Raw genomic sequence first — 17,279 nt, forward strand, 5'->3', positions numbered from 1 at the left:
CGGCCCCCCGGGCACCCCCCCAACCCTGCGCGGCGTGGGGGGCCCTCCTTTCGTTCCGGCCCCTTGGGGGGGGGCCCCCCCCCCCGGGGGGGGGCGGGCGGCGCCCCCCCCCCCCCCCCCCCGAGCCGGAAAGTTGAGATCGTCGACCGGGATAACCGTCAGCTCACGCCGGCAAAAGTGCCTTGCATGAGCAGGTCCGGCAGATAACTTGCCGGCTTACCGCCCACCGCCTGCCCACCGGTCAGGCCGCCTTGTATTTCAGGGCCGAAGAACGAATACGGAAAGGGCGTGACCGGCCGGCTCACCTCATCGAGCCGTGCCCGAAGATCTTCGGGAATATCGAAATCAAGCGCGCCGAGATTGTCCTTGAGCTGGTTAAGCCTGGTGGCGCCAACGATGACGGACGCAATGCCTGGCCTGTTTGCCGTCCAGTTCAGGGCGACCTGGGCCATGCTGCGGCCGAGCTGGCCGGCAACCGTCTCCAGTTCAGCGACGATTTGCCAGTTGCGGTCGGTGAATTTCTGGAAACCGGGATTGGGCGAACCACGCATTGTCTCCAGCCGGCCACCATCCTTGACGATTGTATCGAAACGGTATTTTCCGCTGAGCAGGCCGCTGGCCAATGGACTCCAGACCATGATTCCGGCGCCATAGCGCGTGCCGAACGGCACGAACTCGTGCTCGATGTTGCGCTCGGCCAGCGAATATTCGAGCTGAAGCGCCGAAACCGGTTCATAGCCGCGCTGCTCGGCGACCGCCTGCGCCCGGCTTGCGTACCAGGCCGGCACGTCGGACAGACCGACATGCCGGATCTTTCCGGCGCGCACCAGATCGTCCAGCGTCCGCATCACCTCCTCCGGTGGTGTCAGCCTGTCCCAGGTATGGAGGATGTAGAGGTCGATGTAGTCGGTGCCGAGCCGCTTTAGCGAACCGTCTACCGCCCGCAGGATGTTCTTGCGGCCGTTGCCGCCGGCGTTCGGGTTGCCCGGTTCGGCGTTGTAGGTGAATTTGGTACTGATCACCGCCTTATCGCGCAGCCCACGCTCAGCGATGAATTCGCCGAGCCAGGTTTCGGCCGTGCCACCGGTATAGAGATCGGCGGTATCGAAGAAATTGCCACCGGCTTCGACATAGGCATCAACCAAGCCGCGCGCGGTTTCCTTCTCCGCGCCCCAGCCCCATTCTGTGCCGAACGTCATGGTGCCGAGCGCCAGGCGGGTGACACGCAGCCCGCTGTTGCCGAGCGTGTAGTAGGACATGGTCATGGATTTTCTCCTGAAGTTTGAAAAGCGGGATTGAGGTCTTGCCTGGGATACGGAGTCAGGCCTTGGCCAGCGCATCGACCACCACCTGGAACCGGCGCGGATCGAAATAGTCGTGGTAGGCGCTGATCAGACCGCTCTTGAAGCGGAAAATCGCGATATTGCTGTTGGTGTATTCAGTGCCACCGATCAGCACCGCGCGGTTCTTGTACTCAACAACGATCGCGTCCGAATCCGCTGCCGGATAGATGGCTGTCAGCTGCGAATCGAAGGATTCGAAATTACCGAAGAGGCCTCGGAAGGCCGCCAGGATCGCGGCCTTGCCATCGATGCTGTTTCCAAATCCTGCCGGCGGGTAGAAGACAAGGATACGACCATCTTCAGCCCAAAGGTCGCCCCATGCCTCAATGTCCTTGCGGTGCATCAGATCAAAGAATTTACGCGCGGTCTCGAGATTACGGATTCGTTCGGAATCGAGGTCGGTCATTAGACGTCTCCTTGGCTGCTCGGCGATTGTCGTGTGATGCAGCCAAAAGATGCGCCCTCCTTTCCCCGCGGATAAGATTGCATTATCCGAATGCACTATGCGATATCATGCATGAATGGACCGCGATCTGCTTAGCCACCTACCTATAATCGTTGCCGTCGCGCGGCGTGCCGGCTTCGCGCTGGCAGCCGCCGAGCTCGGCATGAGCCCGTCAGCGGTCAGCCATGCGGTTCGGCTGGTGGAAGAGCGGATCGGCCAGCCGTTGTTTGCCCGCACCACGCGCAGCGTCTCGCTGACCGAGGCTGGCACCGCGCTTGTCGCTGCGGCGGAGCCGGCACTGGAGGACATTGCCGACCGGATCGAACGTATCCGCTCTGTCAAGGGCCGGGCAAGCGGGCTGCTCAGGATCAACGCGCCGCGTTTGGCGCTGCCTCTGGCGCTGATGCCCATCCTGACGGTGATGGCGGAACGTTACCCTGACGTGACGGTGGAGATCGTCACCGACGAACGTCTGAGCGATATCGTCGGCGAGGGTTTCGACGCTGGCATCCGGCTGGGCGAGATGATCGCAGAGGATATGGTGACGGTGCGGCTGACTCAGCCGTTCCGGACGACCATTGTCGCCTCTCCGGCCTATGTCGGCCGCCACGGAAAGCCGCGAACAATTGCGGATCTCTCCACCTGCAACTGCATCGGCTATCGGCTGTTGCGATCACGTGCGCTCTATCGCTGGGATCTGTCCGATCAGGGCAAGGATATCAGCGTCGAGACACGCGGCAGCGTGGTCGTCAGCGATCCACTGTCGGCAAGGGAAATGGCGCTTGCCGGCATCGGCCTCGCCTATCTGTTCGAGCCGCTTGTCAAGCCCGACATCGAAGCAGGCCGGCTGGTCGAAATCCTTGGCGAGGCATCGATCGAGGAACCGGGACTGTTCCTCTATTTCCCGCGCCGCGCCGCGATGGCCCCGAAGCTCCGCGCCTTCATCGACACCGCGCAAGAAATCGGCCGGGCATCCTCGCGGACACCCGGCCGAAAAAGCCTTTCGAGCGGATAGTTTACTTCTTGACCGCTGCCGCGACTTCCGCCGCGAAATCGGTCTCTTCCTTCTCGATACCCTCACCGAGCGCGAAGCGCAGATAGGCAGCGATTTTGGCGGGCGCGCCGATTTCGCTTTCGGCATCCTTCAGCGCCTTCTCGACGGTAATGTCGGGATTGAGCACGAAAGCCTGCTTGAGCAGCACGACCTCTTCATAGAACTTGCGCAAACGGCCTTCGACCATCTTCTCGATGATCGCTTCCGGCTTGCCGGACTGGCGCGCCTGGTCGGCGAAGATCGCCTTCTCGCGTTCCACCGCGGCCGGATCGAGCTCTTCGGTGGTCAAGGCCATCGGATTGGTGGCAGCAACATGCATGGCAACCTGGCGGGCGAAGGCGTTCGCGGCATGCGCGTTGCCTGTCGTCTCGATGGCCACCAGCACGCCGAGCTTGCCAAGGCCGTCGGCGACCGCATTGTGAACGTAGGTTGCGACAGCGCCGTGCTCGACGGTGAGCTTGGCTGAGCGGCGGAAGCCCAGATTCTCGCCGATGGTGCCGACGGCGTCCTTGATGGTCTCGGCGACCGACTTGCCCGAGCCCGGATAGGGAGCGGCGGCAACGGCCTCGGTCTTGCCGCCATAGGCAAGCGCGACCTTCGCGACATTGGCGACGATCTCCTGGAACGCAGCATTGCGGGCAACGAAGTCCGTCTCGGAATTGACCTCGACGATCGCTGCTTCGCGGACGCCGGAATCGACGCCGATCAGGCCTTCGGCAGCGGTACGGCCAGCCTTCTTGTCTGCCTTGGAGATACCCTTCTTGCGCAGCCAGTCGATGGCCTCTTCCATGTTGCCGTTGGTTTCGTTCAACGCCGCCTTGCAGTCCATCATGCCCGCGCCGGTCAAGTCGCGGAGTTCTTTGACCTGTGCAGCCGAAATGCTCATTGTCGCCTCTTTGTCTAAATGCACCGACGCACCATCGATTTTCGATGATGCGCCTGGTGCCGGTAGCGCTTACCGCGCCAACATATTGGAAAGATGAAGGCCGCAGCCGGCCTTCGCTATTGTGCTTCCGGGGTCTGGGCTGCCGGGCTCTCGGCGGCCGGGGTCTGATCGAGCGCCGGCTCGACCGGAGTCTCGACCGATGCGCCGATATCGACACCGAGCGCGCCCTGCTGACGGGCGATGCCGTCGATGGCTGCCTTGGCAATCAGATCGCAATAGAGCTGGATGGCACGGGCCGCGTCGTCGTTGCCGGGGATCGGGAAGTCGATCTTGTCCGGGTCGCAGTTGGAATCGATGATGGCAACGACCGGGATGCCGAGACGCTTGGCCTCGAGAATGGCGATCGCTTCCTTGTTGGTGTCGATCACGAACATCAAATCGGGCGTCGAACCCATATCCTTGATGCCGCCCAGCGCCTTGTCGAGCTTCTCACGCTCGCGGTCGAGGTTGAGGCGCTCCTTCTTGGTCAGGCCCTGAGCCTCGCCGGCCAGCATTTCGTCGAGCTTGCGCAGGCGCTGGATGGAATTCGAGATCGTCTTCCAGTTTGTCAGCATACCGCCGAGCCAGCGCGAGTTGACATAGTACTGGGCCGAGCGCTGCGCGGCATCGGCGACGATGTCGGAGGCCTGGCGCTTGGTGCCGACGAACAGCACGCGGCCGCCCTTGGCAACAGTGTCGGAAACCTGCTTCAGCGCCTGGTGCAGCAAAGGCACCGTCTGCGAGAGGTCGATGATGTGGATGTTGTTGCGGGCGCCGTAGATATAGGGCGCCATTTTCGGGTTCCAGCGGTGGGTCTGGTGGCCGAAGTGAATGCCAGCTTCCAATAGCTGGCGCATGCTGAAATCAGGCAGAGCCATTCTTATTTCCTTTCCGGTTAGCCTCCACGGACACAGGCATTTTTGGACTTTGTCCTCGAACGCCACCGGAGGTTTCAGCCGGATTTCTCCCGGGCAGACACCAAAGTCCGTGTGTGGAATGAGCGCGCATATAGAGGGGAAGCGCGACAAACGCAAGCGTTGTGGCGTCTTGTGGTTCAGCGTGCGGCGATCAGCGCACCGGTGTCATCGCCGCATCTTCGCCTTCGGCACCCGCACACGCCGGAAAACGGCGACGATCTCCTCGCGGCTGCATTCGATGGCGCCTAACCGCACCGCGCGGTCGCGCTCGAACCCGGTTATGTCATAATGCGGTGCCGATGTCTTCGGCGGCCCTTGATAGGACGAGCGCTTGATGCCGAGCTGCCCGGCAAAGCGATGCAGCTCGTCGGTGTCGTCTGCCAGCAGATGACACCAGCGGTGGCCGACCCATTTCCAGATCGCCGCATCGACATAGACCGCCATGAGGCTTGCCGCACTCCTTCATCTTGCGCCGACCAACACGCCGCTAACGATGATAGAAGGGATTGGCATAGAAAATGAAGCCGCCGCCGGCCTCGAGTTGCGTCATCGTCCTGGTGACGGTCTCCTGCATGCGGTCATGCAGTTCGGCGAGTGCCTCCTCGACGGAGCCTTGATAGGCGTGCAAGCCTAGCGGCTCCGGTACCCGGACATAGGCGCGGCGCGGGCCTGCCGGCTGCGGCACGAAACGGTTGATGGTATCGCGCAGCGTACCCTTGCAATAATCGTTGCGGATTCGCTTCAAATGTTCGGCGATCTCCTCCTGCGTGATGCGCGGATTGGCCGACGCCCACGGCCCGACACGCTGCAGGCGCTGGATTGTATCCGCCAGCATTCGGACCTGCTTCTGGCTTCCGGTGCCGTCCGTGTTTTCCCGCAGCCAGCGCCGCGAACGGCGCAAAAGCTCGGCATTGTCGAGCGTGCCGGCGTCGAGCGAAACAAGTTCAGCAAGGCGACGGCCGAGTTCGGTCAGCAGGTCCTTCTGACGTGTGTCATACGAAGCCCGCTCGTCGGACCGCAGGCCATTCGCAGCCTCATCGCGCGATAGCAGCGTCGCGTAGATATGATGGACGCGCTCCGGCAGCGTATCGGCGGCACGGCGTTCGATCTTCAGGCTGTGCTCGACATAGGCGCATTCCTTTGCCAGCGCCGCCTCGACATTCCCCGTGAAAGCGAGCTTCCAGATCACGGGCGCGATCCAAACTTTGAAATCCGGATCCGTCAGGCGGCCGCGCTTCAGCGCCTTGAACCCCATCTCGACCGCGCCCGGCAGCAGCGGGGCAATGATGTTGGCATGCCAGCCGACACCGCCCTCGGGGTGCAGGAGCACGCCGTGCCCTTTCAGCGCCCAGGCCACCGAATGTTCCTTGGCGGCCGCGCTGTTGCCCGGGATTTGCGCGATCAGATTGTTGGCCAACCAGAATTTCTGCATCAGCCGGCCTAGCCCATTGACGACGCCATGCGTGGCCCACGATGCCGCCAGCGGGCTTACCCGCGAGACGACCTCCTTGTCGATCATCCAGTCGGTAAAGAATTCGGGATGGTTGGGCGTGATGAACGTCGCCTTGCCCGCGCCGCAACAAGCCTTCAGCCTTTGCCGGTCATCCTCCGGAAAATCGATGTGGCGGACATTGGCGACGCCGCGCAAACCGGCCAGGCGGTTGAATGGCAACAGGTCGCGAAGCCCCGGAATGCCGTGCAGCATGACAATTCGGTTGACGAATGTCATGGCCTTGATCAGCGTCGCGTTGGGCCGCGGCGCCACAAAAACGTCGATCCTGCTCAACCTGCTCCCCGCGGCGCTTAGCGTCGTAAAACGTTGATATGCAATTGCGGCATGCTCAAGTCGATACGACATGCCCCGCAAGATCAAGCGCTGGATAGCGGCCGGCGGCTTGTCGTTGGTTCGAGCCTATTTCGACGGGCAGGTCTTTGGCTGATCGAACAGCGACAGATTGACCAATTTGCCGGTCATCGAGAACTCGCCATAGTCCATGACGAGATCGCGCGTGATGCCGTTCTTGTGCAGCTTGAAGCTGATCCGGTATTCCGGCACCTCCTCGCCGCCTTTGTCGGCATCATCGAAATAGGCGATGTCGACCGGCCAGTATTTGTCGGTGGCGAGCTTGGCCAGCGCCGGCGCTTCCGGATCGGCGTTGTCGGCATCGGCTTGCTTGCCGACGACGACGGTAGTGGTCACCACCTTGTTGGCATCCTCAGAGCCGTCGAACAGGTTGGTTTCGTAGAAACGCTCACCCTTTTCCGCCTTGCCGATCATTTCGACCATTTGCTGGGTCGGGAACTGGGTCGGCGCGAGTTCCAGGCTGTTCTTCTCGGGCTTGTCGATATCGACCTTGAGACCGTTGGCTTCCTTGGTTGCGGTACCCTTGACCTCCTTGTCGAGGTTCTGGTCGACAAAGGATTTGTTCACGAAGGAGAAGGTCTTGCCCTCGGCATCCTCGAAGGTGGTCATCTGCTGGTCGGTCAGCCTGGTGTTGTCGCTGGTTACGATCTGGGTCACCAGACGGAACTTTACCGTATAGCCCTCGCAAGGCGAGCCGTTGAACTCGTAGACCATGCGGCCGGTGATGCCGGTAATGCCGGAGCGGTCGGAGGCCTTGTCGAGTGAAATGTCGTAAACAGCACGATGCGCCTGCAGTGCCGGCACCGCAAAAGCGGGAGCCGCCCAGGAAGCCGCTGTCAAGAGAACGGCGTTGAATGCGAGGCGCGTTGCGCGCATGGGGTGCTCCGATCATCGCGGCTAATGGCAGGCCGCATGGAAAGATGGTCCAGCTTAAAAAAAGTCGTGGCGGAAGCGAGGCAAAAATAGCAATTTCGGCCCGGCCTGCGCGGCACCTTCAAGCAATAGGGAAATAGCATGAGCGAAACAATCGAAAAGCGGCTAAGCGATCTCGGCGTGACGCTGCCGGCCGCCGCCGCGCCCGCCGCCAATTACGTGCCCTATTGCCGGACCGGCAATCTGCTGTTCACCGCCGGGCAGTTGCCGCTCAAGGAAGGCAAGCTCCAGGCCAGCGGACTGCTTGGCCGCGATGTCGACACCGCGACCGGCAAGGAAGCCGCAAAATACTGTGCGATCAACATATTGGCGCAGGCCCGGGCGGCACTTGGCGATCTCGAGAAAATCTGCCGCTTGGTGAAGATCACCGTCTTCGTCGCCTCGGCACCGGATTTTGTCGAACAGCATCTGGTTGCCAACGGCGCCTCGGATTTTCTCGTCGCTGTGCTCGGCGAGCGCGGCAAGCACGCCCGCTCCGCCGTCGGCACCGCCTCCCTGCCGCTTAATGCCGCAGTGGAAATCGAAGCGATCTTCGAAGTCGAATGACCGGGACTGCGACCATGACTGATCTTTCCTGGCTGACCGCCCGGCCCGTCGCCCATCGCGGCCTCCACGACATGAACAAGACGCGCTGGGAGAACACGCTTTCCGCCTTTGCCGCGGCGGCCGAGCGCGGCTATGCGATCGAGTGCGACGTGCACCTGTCATCCGACGGCGTCCCCGTCATTATCCACGATGGCGATCTGCGGCGGCTGACCGGCAAGGACGGCTTCGTCTGGCAGCGTACCGCTGCCGAGATCACGGCGCTGACGGTCGGCGGCACCGCTGACCATTTGCCGACGCTGCAGCAGGCACTTGATCTGGTCGACGGCCGTGTGCCGATGGTTATCGAGCTGAAAGGCGCTGCCGGGCACGACGAAGGCCTGGTCGAAAGCGTCGGCAAGATGCTCAAACATTACAAGGGCAGGACCGCGATCATGTCGTTCGACCATTGGCTGATCCGCGAGTTCGCGAAACATGCACCCGGCATACCCGGCGGGTTGACCGCCTACGGCAACGACAACCACCTGATCGAGGCGCATTTCGCCATGCTGGCGCATGACATCGCCTTTACCTCCTACGCCGCCGGCGACCTGCCGAACCGGTTCGTCTCCTTCGTGCGAGAAAGACTCGGCATGCCGGTGATCACCTGGACCGTGCACGACCAGCCTGCCGTCGATCTGACCTTCAAATATGCCGACCAGATGACGTTCGAAGGATTCGAGCCCGATCTGGTACGGCTTGCCTGAGCGGGCTTGTATGGGTCCGCAGCGAGCTTAAGTAAGCCTCATGGATCAAGGGGACGACTGCGAAAGACAAACGGCGAATGCGGAGCTGTCGATCCGCATCGCCGCTGGCATTGGCGCCTTTACCAGCGCTGAATGGGACAGCCTCGGCGGCACCACACGCGGCGATGCAGAAAACGGCTACAATCCGCTTGTTTCATTCGCTTTTTTGAGCGCTCTGGAAGATTCGGGCTGCGCTGTTCGGCGCACCGGCTGGCAAGGCCATCACCTCAGGCTGGAAACCGCGCGAGGCAAGCTGCTCGGTGCGGTTCCCTGCTATCTGAAGTCGCACAGCCAGGGCGAATACGTATTCGACCATGGCTGGTCGGACGCGTTCGAACGCGCCGGCGGGCGCTACTATCCGAAGCTGCAATGTGCGGTGCCGTTCACGCCCGTCACTGGCCCTCGCCTGCTGGTCGCCAAGGGCGAGGACAGCCCCACCGTCAAGGCCGGTCTTGCGGCTGGCCTGAAGGCGGTGACGGATAAGCTCGGCGTGTCTTCCGCACATGTCACCTTCGCGCCGGAGGACGACGTCCAGATATTGGCGGCGGCCGGCTTCCTGCATCGCACCGACCAACAGTTTCACTTCTTCAACGAAGGCTTTTCGAGCTACGACGATTTTCTCGCGACGTTAGCCTCGCGCAAGCGCAAGGCAATGAAGAAAGAGCGGCGCGAGGCGCTTGCCGACGGCATCTCGATCGACTGGCTGACCGGCAAGGATCTGACCGAAAAGGCCTGGGACGACTTTTTCGCGTTCTACATGGATACCGGCAGCAGGAAATGGGGCCGGCCCTACCTCAACCGCGATTTCTTCTCGCTGATCGGCGAGCGCATGGCCGACGACATCCTGCTGGTCATGGCCAAACGCAACGGGCGCTACATTGCAGGTGCCATCAACTTCGTCGGTTCAGACGCGCTCTACGGCCGCAATTGGGGCTGCATCGAAGACCACCCATTCCTGCATTTCGAGGTCTGCTACCATCAGGCAATCGATTTCGCCATCTCGCGCAAGCTGAAGGTGGTTGAAGCCGGTGCGCAGGGCGAGCACAAGCTGGCGCGCGGCTACCGGCCCGTGACGATGCATTCGGCGCACTACATCGCCCATCCAGGCCTGCGCAATGCAGTGGCCGACTACCTCCAGCGCGAGCGGCGCGAAGTCGAGCGGATGAGCGAATATCTGGAAGAGCACACGCCGTTCCGCAAGGACATGGCGGACTAGAGTAGCGAGCCCCAATCGCTCAGCCGAGCGGGCCGGCACGGCCGATGTCGATCGATCGTCTTGCCCGCCCGGAACAGCTTCGCTACACGAGACAGCGAGCCAAGAACCGGAGCGCGCCATGGCCGAAGCAACCTACGACAGCAGCAACATCTTCGCAAAAATCCTGCGCGGAGAAATCCCTTCGCACCGCGTCTACGAGGATGACGCGGTCATGGTCTTCATGGATGTGATGCCGCAAGGACAGGGTCACACGCTAGTGGTGCCGAAAGCCCCGTCACGCAACCTGCTCGACGCGGATCCGGCGGTGCTTGGCCCGCTCTTCGCTCACGTCCAGAAAGTTGCGCGGGCCGTAAAGAAGGCCTTCGATGCCGATGGCGTCACGGTTATGCAGTTCAATGAACCAGCCTCGGGGCAGACCGTTTTCCACCTCCATGTCCATGTCATTCCGCGCTTCGAGGGCATTCCCTTGAAGCCGCACAGCGGACAGATGGAAAAGCCTGAAGTCCTGGCCGAGAACGCCGGCAAGATACGGATGGCGCTGGCAAGCTGAACCGGCGCAAACCGCTCCGGCGGGCGCCGGGTGCATAACCGGAAGGTGTCATAAAAAAAGCCCCGTTTCCGGGGCTTTTTTTACTGGCTGGTTCGTCAGTTCTTGCGCGGCAGTTGCGGCACAAGGCTGCGCTTGCCGCCATCCTTGCCTTTCGGCTCCGGCTTCTGCGCCACCGCCTTTTTCGCGGCGGGCTTCTTCGCCACGGCCTTCTTGGCCTTCGGCACGTCGTCCGGCTCTTCCTTCTTCGGCTTCACCGGCGCCTCGTCGGCGAGCGATTCGAGCTTCAGGCCGGTCTCGCCGGTTTCCTTCTTCTCGACGGTGACACGCACCGTGCCGCCCTTCTTGAGCTTGCCGAACAGGACCTCGTCGGCCAGCGGCTTCTTGATGTGCTCCTGGATGACACGGCCAAGCGGCCTGGCGCCCATGCGCTCGTCGTAGCCTTTGTCGGCCAGCCATGCGATTGCATCCTGCGACAAGTCGAAGGTCACGCCACGCTCGGAAAGCTGCGCTTCCAGCTGCATGACGAACTTCTGCACCACCTGATGGATGACCGGCACCGGCAGCGAGCCGAACGGAATAATCGCATCGAGGCGGTTGCGGAACTCCGGCGTGAACAGCCGGTTGATCGCCTCGACATCGTCGCCTTCGCGCTTGGTCGAACCGAACCCGATGGCCGCGCGCTGCGCATCGGACGCGCCCGCATTGGTGGTCATGATCAGGATGACATTGCGGAAGTCGATCTGCTTGCCGTTATGGTCGGTCAGCTTGCCGTGGTCCATGACCTGCAACAGGATGTTGAACAGGTCCGGATGCGCCTTCTCGACTTCGTCCAGCAACAGCACGCAATGCGGATGCTGGTCGACGCCATCGGTCAGAAGCCCGCCCTGGTCGAAGCCGACATAGCCGGGAGGCGCGCCGATCAGCCGCGAAACGGTGTGGCGTTCCATATATTCCGACATGTCGAAGCGGATCAGTTCCACGCCGAGCGAGGCGGCGAGCTGCTTGGCCACTTCCGTCTTGCCGACGCCAGTCGGGCCCGAGAACAGGTACGAGCCGATCGGCTTTTCCGGTTCGCGCAGGCCGGCCCGCGCCAGCTTGATGGCCGAGGTCAGCGCTGTGATCGCGGTGTCCTGGCCGTAAACGACGCGCTTCAACTCGATGTCGAGGCCTTGCAGCACCTTCTCGTCGTCGGCGGAAACCGTCTTTGGCGGGATGCGCGCCATGGTGGCGATCGTCGCTTCGATCTCCTTGATGCCGATGGTCTTCTTGCGCTTGGCTTCCGGCACCAGCATCTGCGAGGCGCCGGTCTCGTCGATCACGTCGATCGCCTTGTCCGGCAGCTTGCGGTCGTTGATGTAACGCGCCGAGAGTTCGACCGAAGCCTTGATCGCCTCGCTCGTGTAGCGGACTTTGTGGAACTCCTCGAAATAGGGCTTGAGGCCCTTCATGATCTCGATGGCGTCCTCGACGGTCGGCTCGTTGACGTCGATCTTCTGGAAGCGCCGCACCAGCGCGCGGTCCTTCTCGAAGAACTGACGGAACTCCTTGTAGGTGGTCGAGCCGATGCAGCGGATGGCGCCTGACGACAGTGCGGGTTTCAACAGGTTCGATGCATCCATGGCGCCGCCGGAGGTCGCCCCAGCCCCGATCACGGTGTGGATTTCATCGATGAACAGCACGGCGCCGGGATAGTCCTCGAGCTCCTTGACGACCTGCTTCAGCCGCTCCTCGAAATCGCCGCGATAGCGGGTGCCGGCCAGCAGCGTGCCCATGTCGAGCGCGAAGATGGTGGCATTGTGCAGCACTTCGGGAACGTCGCCCTCGACGATGCGCTTGGCGAGGCCCTCGGCGATCGCCGTCTTGCCGACGCCGGGATCACCGACATAGAGCGGGTTGTTCTTGGAGCGGCGGCACAGCACCTGGATGGTCCGGTTGATCTCGCTCTCGCGACCGATCAATGGATCGATCTTGCCGGCCTTGGCCTTGTTGTTCAGGTTGACGCAATAGGCAGTCAGCGCGTCCTGCTGCTGCTTCTTCTTGCCGCCTTCCTCTTGCGGCTCGGCCCCGCTCTGGCTGCCTTGCTCGTCGTCGGCGCCGCGCGGGGTCCGCGTCTCGGAAGCGCCGGGGCGCTTGGCGATGCCATGCGAGATGTAGTTGACCGCGTCGTAGCGGGTCATCTGCTGTTCCTGCAGGAAGTAAGCGGCGTGGCTCTCACGCTCAGCGAAGATGGCGACAAGCACGTTGGCGCCGGACACTTCCTCGCGGCCTGACGACTGCACATGGATCACCGCGCGCTGGATGACGCGCTGGAAACCGGCAGTCGGCTTGGAATCTTCATCGTAGCCGGTGACCAGATTGTCGAGCTCGGTGTCGATATAGGTGAGGACCGTATGCTTCAATTCGTCGAGATCGACGTTGCAGGCACGCATGACGGCGGCCGCCTCGGTATCGTCGATCAGGGCGAGCAGCAAATGTTCAAGGGTTGCATATTCATGGTGTCGCTCATTGGCGAGCGTCAGCGCTTGGTGAAGCGCCTTTTCCAGGCCTTGGGAGAAAGCCGGCATGTTACCTCACTTCTTCTCCATCACGCATTGCAGCGGATGCTGATTCTGTCGGGCGAAATCCATGACCTGAGACACTTTGGTCTCGGCCACCTCGAATGTATAGACCCCGCACTCGCCCACCCCATGATTGTGAACATGAAGCATTATGCGTGTGGCGGCTTCGCGGTCCTTCTGGAAAAAGCGCTCCAGCACGTGGACCACGAATTCCATGGGTGTGTAGTCGTCGTTAAGAATGAGGACCCGATACAGACTGGGCTTCTTGGTCTTGGTTTTTGTGCGCGTGATGACGGCCGTGCCGCGACCGGCCTCATTGCCGTTGCTGCCGTTCTGCATTCGCACCACGTAGCTCGTGGCAGTCAAACCTGTAGTCACGTAGTCCTGCCTTTTTCGAATCCTCATGCATCCTCGACATGTAGGTGTTCGATGGACGATTTTAAGCCCTTCTGTTTAGCTGACAATATGGCTAGGTGGCCAAACTTGACCGATTTTCCAAATCGTGAAGACCGCAGGCCCCCGATTTCGAGCTGGCATGAAAAAACCCGGCCGCGCGTTCGCGACCGGGTCTGTCTTTGCAAGCCCAGGGGCCGGCTCGGAACGTTCGTCGAATTTACTTCGCCTTGGCGACGATCGATTCGAACGGCTTGTAGGCTTCCTTGGCGAGTTCGGCATAGAGATCGCCAAGCTTGGTGGCCTCGGTAACGAAGCTCTCATAGGACTGCTTGGCGTAGTCGGACTGGATTTCGATCGCCTTATCCAGCGACTTGGCGGAGAAGAGCTTCTCGACAACGGCGCTGCCGGCCTCGAAACTTTTCTTGGTGTACTCGCCCGCCTCGGTGGCGATGGCCTGCGCACCCTTGGACAGCGATGCAAAGCTCTTCAATCCGGTGTCGGCAAATTCCTTGCCGTATTTGCTGAAATCTTCATAGGTCTGGGTCATTTCACGCATTCCCTTGAACGGTTGCCTTGGACGATAGACGCGCCTTGTCCGGGTCGCGTTGTGCAATGCGTATAAATATATTGTGCAGTGCACAAAAAGTCAAGATTCCCGCGGCAATGCGCATCGTGAGCTGCCGGCAATCGCTAAGATTCGAATAAAGAGAAGCTCAATCCCGCAGAAAATGGTGAACGCGGCGGTTACCATAAACGGATTGGTAACGCTGCCCGCGTTAGCGTGGCCGGAGGTGAGGCAGGACCTTTGCCGCCTCCAGGCAACGGAAATTCAAAGGAACTATCAGTGCGTAAGGCGTTGTCGGGCTTCGTTTCCAAATCCGCGTCCCCCCTCAAAACGATCATGGTCCTCGCTTTGGCGATGAGCTTCGTCATCGCGGACGCGGCCTCATCCATGGCGGCCAAGTCGGCGGCCATTGTCATCGATGCCAAGACCGGCAAGGTGCTTTATTCGTCGGATGCCGATGGCCGGCGCTATCCGGCTTCGCTTACTAAGATGATGACGCTCTATCTGACGTTCGAGGCGTTGGCGAAGGGCAGGATCAGCAAGAATTCCCCGGTCGTGTTCTCGGCCAATGCCGCAGCCGAACCGCCCACGAAGCTCGGCGTCAAGCGGGGCGGCTCGGTCACGGTCGAGACCGCGATCCTGTCGATGGTGACCAAATCGGCAAACGATTCCGCAACGGCGCTTGGCGAGATGCTCGGCGGCAACGAAGCCAATTTCGCCCGCATGATGACCGCCAAGGCGCGGGCGCTGGGCATGAGGGGAACCGTTTTCCGCAACGCCAACGGCTTGCCTGATCCCGGCCAGTTCACGACCGCGCGCGACATGGCGATGCTCGGCATCGCCCTGAGAGAGCATTTTCCGCAATATTACGGCTATTTCTCGCAGCGCTCCTTTCTTTATGGGCGGCAGCGTATCAACGGCCACAACCGGCTGCTCGGACGCATCAAGGGCGTCGACGGCATCAAGACCGGTTACACCCGCGCCTCCGGTTACAATCTGGTCTCCTCGGTCTCGGATGGCGATCGGCGCATCGTAGCGGTGGTCATGGGCGGCAGGTCCGGCGGCAGCCGCGACAGCCAGATGGCCGGGTTGATCAATGCCTACATGCCGAAGGCGTCGTCGCGCGGCGGCGGCGTGCTGATTGCCAAGGCTAGCGGCGGCAATCCGATTTCAGCCTTGGCCAAGGTGCTTTTACCGAAGCATGACGCTCCGACACCGGACAGTAAGCCGGACGACGATGCCGTTGCCTCCCTTGTCGAGGAAAATGCGCCCGTCGTTGAAGAAACCACTCCGGTCGTTCAGGCCAAGAGGGTCAAGACGACGGCCGTGGCGACAGTGGACGATGTGGCGACAGCCCGGGTCGCCGCAGCCTATGCCGAACCGGCGCCAGAGGTCGATCCGGTCAGCACGGCATCGGTGCCATCCGGCTGGGCAATACAGGTCGCCTCTTCGCCAAAACAGGCCGAAGCGAAGGCTTTCCTCGACAAGGCGACGAAGCAGGCGCCCTCCGTTCTGGCCGATGCCTCCGGTTTCACCGTCGCCTTCGACAAGGACGGCGTCACCTACTACCGCGCCCGGTTCGGTGGTTTCGGTTCGAAGACCGCTGCCTGGAAGGCCTGCAACGCTTTGAAAAAGAAGAAGATCGAGTGCTACGCCGTCCAGCAGTAAGCGGCGCGCGAAAAACGATATCTTTCCCGAAAGTTCTGCGTCGAAGGAGACTAGTTGTGATTGGAGAGCAAGACGTCCTTGGCTTCATTGATCCGCGCCGCCAGGAAAGACGTGCCACCGATATCGGGGTGCAGGCGCTGCATCAGGCGGCGGTGCGCCTTGCGGACATCCGCCGCGGCAGCCCCCGCTTCAAGACCAAGGATCTTGTAGGCCTCCTCCTTAGTCATGGCGCCAGAACCTGGCGCAACACCCAGCCCTTCGCCACCATTCGCATCAGCGTCTTTGCGCCAGATGGGAAATCTGCCGTCAAGATACGTCTCTAGCAATTGGCGGCTCTCCGGATCGCCGGAGAGTTCGCGATACAGTTGCTGCAATTCGGCAAGCCCCATCGAGCCAAGCATCTTGCCTTCATGGCGCCCGGCCAGCACAAGGCCTTCGAGGCCGCCGGTATCGTGATCGAGTTCCATCTCAAGCGCCGCGGTACGAACTGTCGAACGCTTGCCTGGTGCCAGTTTGGCTGCCGGCCGATTCATGCGCATGGAGCCGTACCAGGCGAGCGCAGCCGACAGGATCAAGCCGCCGATGCCCTCGCGCCCGACCAGCAGCACGGCGACGCCGACCAGCCCGAGCAGCACAGGTCCAAGCGTTCTCATGCCGCCTGCAAGCTTCGCCGGATCGGCGCGCAGGAAGATGGTGAGCGTGCCGAGAAGCACTAGAAGCAATGCTACAAAAGCGATAATTGCGCCCATCAGTTTCCGCCGCCCCGCATATGCTCGATCATCAGCCGGTCCTCCGGCCTGCCCCGGGCCTCCAGTGCTTTCAGCCCGCCGGTCGCAAACACGGCGACGGACGAAAGCAGGCCGGCCAAGGTTGCGGCAGCCCGTCGATCGAACCGGAACCAGGCCCCTTTCGACAGCCGCGCAATTTCCTTGAACGCCTTTTCCGCAGCGGCATCATGACCCTCCTGAAAGACGAAGACAGGAACGCCGTGCAGACCGAGGCTGCCGGCCTTTTCGGCCAGATCATCTATGCTTTCTTCCATCGCGTCGCCGATATAGACCAGCGCGTTGACCTTGGCCGCCGCCGTCTGTTTCAGCGCATGGGCGAGCACCTTGCCGATCTGGGTATGGCCGCTGCGGCAGTCGATGCGCGTCATCAACTGTTTCAGAGCTTCGGTATCGGTAACGAATGCGGAGGAGCGGCACTCGCCAAGGCCGCGAAAATAGACAAGTTGAACCTTGAGCGCCCCGGCCTTGCCGACGGCGTCGAACATCTCGGCCTGCAGCGCACAGGCGAGATCCCAGGTCGGCTGGCGGCTCATCGTCGCGTCAAGCGACAGGATCAGCCTGCCTGAACCGGTGGCGGATGCAGCGAGCGTCCTTGCCTGACGGAGAAACGCGTCGATCTCGCCGGTGCTCGATTGAGACTCGACCGGCGCAGGATTGGCCTTTGCAGGCACGGGCTGCTTCTTGTCGCTCATGACATTCAAGATGTGGCGTTGTTCCCCGGCTTGCAAG

The 17,279-nt window shown here is 61.7% G+C and carries 18 protein-coding genes; 6 read left to right on the forward strand and 12 right to left on the reverse strand.

Annotated features, from left to right (window positions below):
* Positions 1-158 precede the first annotated feature (158 nt).
* Positions 159-1,265, reverse strand: a complete 1,107-nt coding sequence (locus AC0L2Y_RS09755) for an aldo/keto reductase (RefSeq protein ID WP_473555700.1) — start codon at positions 1,263-1,265, stop codon at positions 159-161.
* Between the two features lie 55 nt (positions 1,266-1,320).
* The gene (locus AC0L2Y_RS09760; protein WP_473555701.1) at positions 1,321-1,749 is read right to left on the reverse strand and encodes a nuclear transport factor 2 family protein; all 429 of its coding nucleotides are present in this window, start codon (positions 1,747-1,749) and stop codon (positions 1,321-1,323) included.
* A gap of 115 nt (positions 1,750-1,864) precedes the next feature.
* On the opposite strand from AC0L2Y_RS09760, the gene AC0L2Y_RS09765 reads away from it, so the two are divergent.
* Positions 1,865-2,803, forward strand: a complete 939-nt coding sequence (locus tag AC0L2Y_RS09765; RefSeq protein WP_473555703.1) for a LysR family transcriptional regulator — start codon at positions 1,865-1,867, stop codon at positions 2,801-2,803.
* Position 2,804: 1 nt separating this feature from the next.
* Here AC0L2Y_RS09765 and tsf read toward each other — a convergent pair whose 3' ends face one another.
* From tsf to AC0L2Y_RS09790, 5 genes are all read right to left on the reverse strand, one after another.
* Positions 2,805-3,728 (reverse strand): translation elongation factor Ts, encoded by a 924-nt coding sequence (tsf, locus tag AC0L2Y_RS09770; protein WP_352471655.1) that lies wholly within the window; start codon positions 3,726-3,728, stop codon positions 2,805-2,807.
* A gap of 116 nt (positions 3,729-3,844) precedes the next feature.
* Positions 3,845-4,645, reverse strand: a complete 801-nt coding sequence (rpsB, locus tag AC0L2Y_RS09775) for a 30S ribosomal protein S2 (protein WP_473555705.1) — start codon at positions 4,643-4,645, stop codon at positions 3,845-3,847.
* A 204-nt stretch (positions 4,646-4,849) separates the two neighbouring features.
* Positions 4,850-5,128: a DUF4031 domain-containing protein gene (locus AC0L2Y_RS09780; protein WP_352491532.1), complete on the reverse strand. Its 279-nt coding sequence runs from the start codon at positions 5,126-5,128 to the stop codon at positions 4,850-4,852.
* 43 nt (positions 5,129-5,171) lie between these two features.
* Entirely contained in the window at positions 5,172-6,470 is a 1,299-nt protein-coding gene (locus AC0L2Y_RS09785; RefSeq protein WP_473555708.1) for a lysophospholipid acyltransferase family protein, read from the reverse strand.
* Between the two features lie 126 nt (positions 6,471-6,596).
* Positions 6,597-7,424, reverse strand: a complete 828-nt coding sequence (locus AC0L2Y_RS09790; protein WP_023674927.1) for a cell envelope integrity EipB family protein — start codon at positions 7,422-7,424, stop codon at positions 6,597-6,599.
* 138 nt (positions 7,425-7,562) lie between these two features.
* Here AC0L2Y_RS09790 and AC0L2Y_RS09795 point away from each other — a divergent pair, with 138 nt between their 5' ends.
* The 4 genes from AC0L2Y_RS09795 (at position 7,563) to AC0L2Y_RS09810 (ending at position 10,575) form a co-directional block, all read left to right on the forward strand.
* Positions 7,563-8,027, forward strand: a complete 465-nt coding sequence (locus AC0L2Y_RS09795) for a RidA family protein (protein ID WP_473555710.1) — start codon at positions 7,563-7,565, stop codon at positions 8,025-8,027.
* A 14-nt stretch (positions 8,028-8,041) separates the two neighbouring features.
* Positions 8,042-8,770 carry a glycerophosphodiester phosphodiesterase gene (locus AC0L2Y_RS09800; RefSeq protein ID WP_352666596.1) on the forward strand — a complete coding sequence of 243 codons (729 nt, stop codon included), beginning with the start codon at positions 8,042-8,044 and terminating at the stop codon, positions 8,768-8,770.
* 40 nt (positions 8,771-8,810) lie between these two features.
* The gene (locus AC0L2Y_RS09805; RefSeq protein ID WP_473555713.1) at positions 8,811-10,025 is read left to right on the forward strand and encodes a GNAT family N-acetyltransferase; all 1,215 of its coding nucleotides are present in this window, start codon (positions 8,811-8,813) and stop codon (positions 10,023-10,025) included.
* A gap of 118 nt (positions 10,026-10,143) precedes the next feature.
* Positions 10,144-10,575, forward strand: a complete 432-nt coding sequence (locus tag AC0L2Y_RS09810; protein WP_352666592.1) for an HIT family protein — start codon at positions 10,144-10,146, stop codon at positions 10,573-10,575.
* Positions 10,576-10,670: 95 nt separating this feature from the next.
* Here the strand turns inward: AC0L2Y_RS09810 and clpA are convergent, their stop codons facing one another.
* The 3 genes from clpA to AC0L2Y_RS09825 form a co-directional block, all read right to left on the reverse strand.
* Positions 10,671-13,139, reverse strand: a complete 2,469-nt coding sequence (gene clpA / locus AC0L2Y_RS09815) for an ATP-dependent Clp protease ATP-binding subunit ClpA (RefSeq protein ID WP_023674922.1) — start codon at positions 13,137-13,139, stop codon at positions 10,671-10,673.
* Positions 13,140-13,145: 6 nt separating this feature from the next.
* Entirely contained in the window at positions 13,146-13,472 is a 327-nt protein-coding gene (gene clpS, locus AC0L2Y_RS09820; RefSeq protein WP_023717744.1) for an ATP-dependent Clp protease adapter ClpS, read from the reverse strand.
* A 274-nt stretch (positions 13,473-13,746) separates the two neighbouring features.
* A complete protein-coding gene (locus tag AC0L2Y_RS09825; protein ID WP_023717745.1) occupies positions 13,747-14,076 on the reverse strand; it encodes a phasin family protein in 330 nt (109 codons plus the stop codon).
* A 297-nt stretch (positions 14,077-14,373) separates the two neighbouring features.
* On the opposite strand from AC0L2Y_RS09825, the gene AC0L2Y_RS09830 reads away from it, so the two are divergent.
* Entirely contained in the window at positions 14,374-15,762 is a 1,389-nt protein-coding gene (locus AC0L2Y_RS09830) for a D-alanyl-D-alanine carboxypeptidase family protein (protein ID WP_352491540.1), read from the forward strand.
* A gap of 50 nt (positions 15,763-15,812) precedes the next feature.
* Here the strand turns inward: AC0L2Y_RS09830 and AC0L2Y_RS09835 are convergent, their stop codons facing one another.
* A complete protein-coding gene (locus AC0L2Y_RS09835; protein WP_352491541.1) occupies positions 15,813-16,511 on the reverse strand; it encodes a DnaJ domain-containing protein in 699 nt (232 codons plus the stop codon).
* Positions 16,511-17,242, reverse strand: coding sequence for a vWA domain-containing protein (locus AC0L2Y_RS09840; protein ID WP_473555717.1), 732 nt, complete (start codon positions 17,240-17,242; stop codon positions 16,511-16,513). Before AC0L2Y_RS09840 ends, AC0L2Y_RS09835 begins: the two co-directional genes overlap by 1 nt.
* Between the last annotated feature and the right edge of the window lie 37 nt (positions 17,243-17,279).

This window comes from Mesorhizobium sp. WSM4830, from assembly GCF_055811495.1.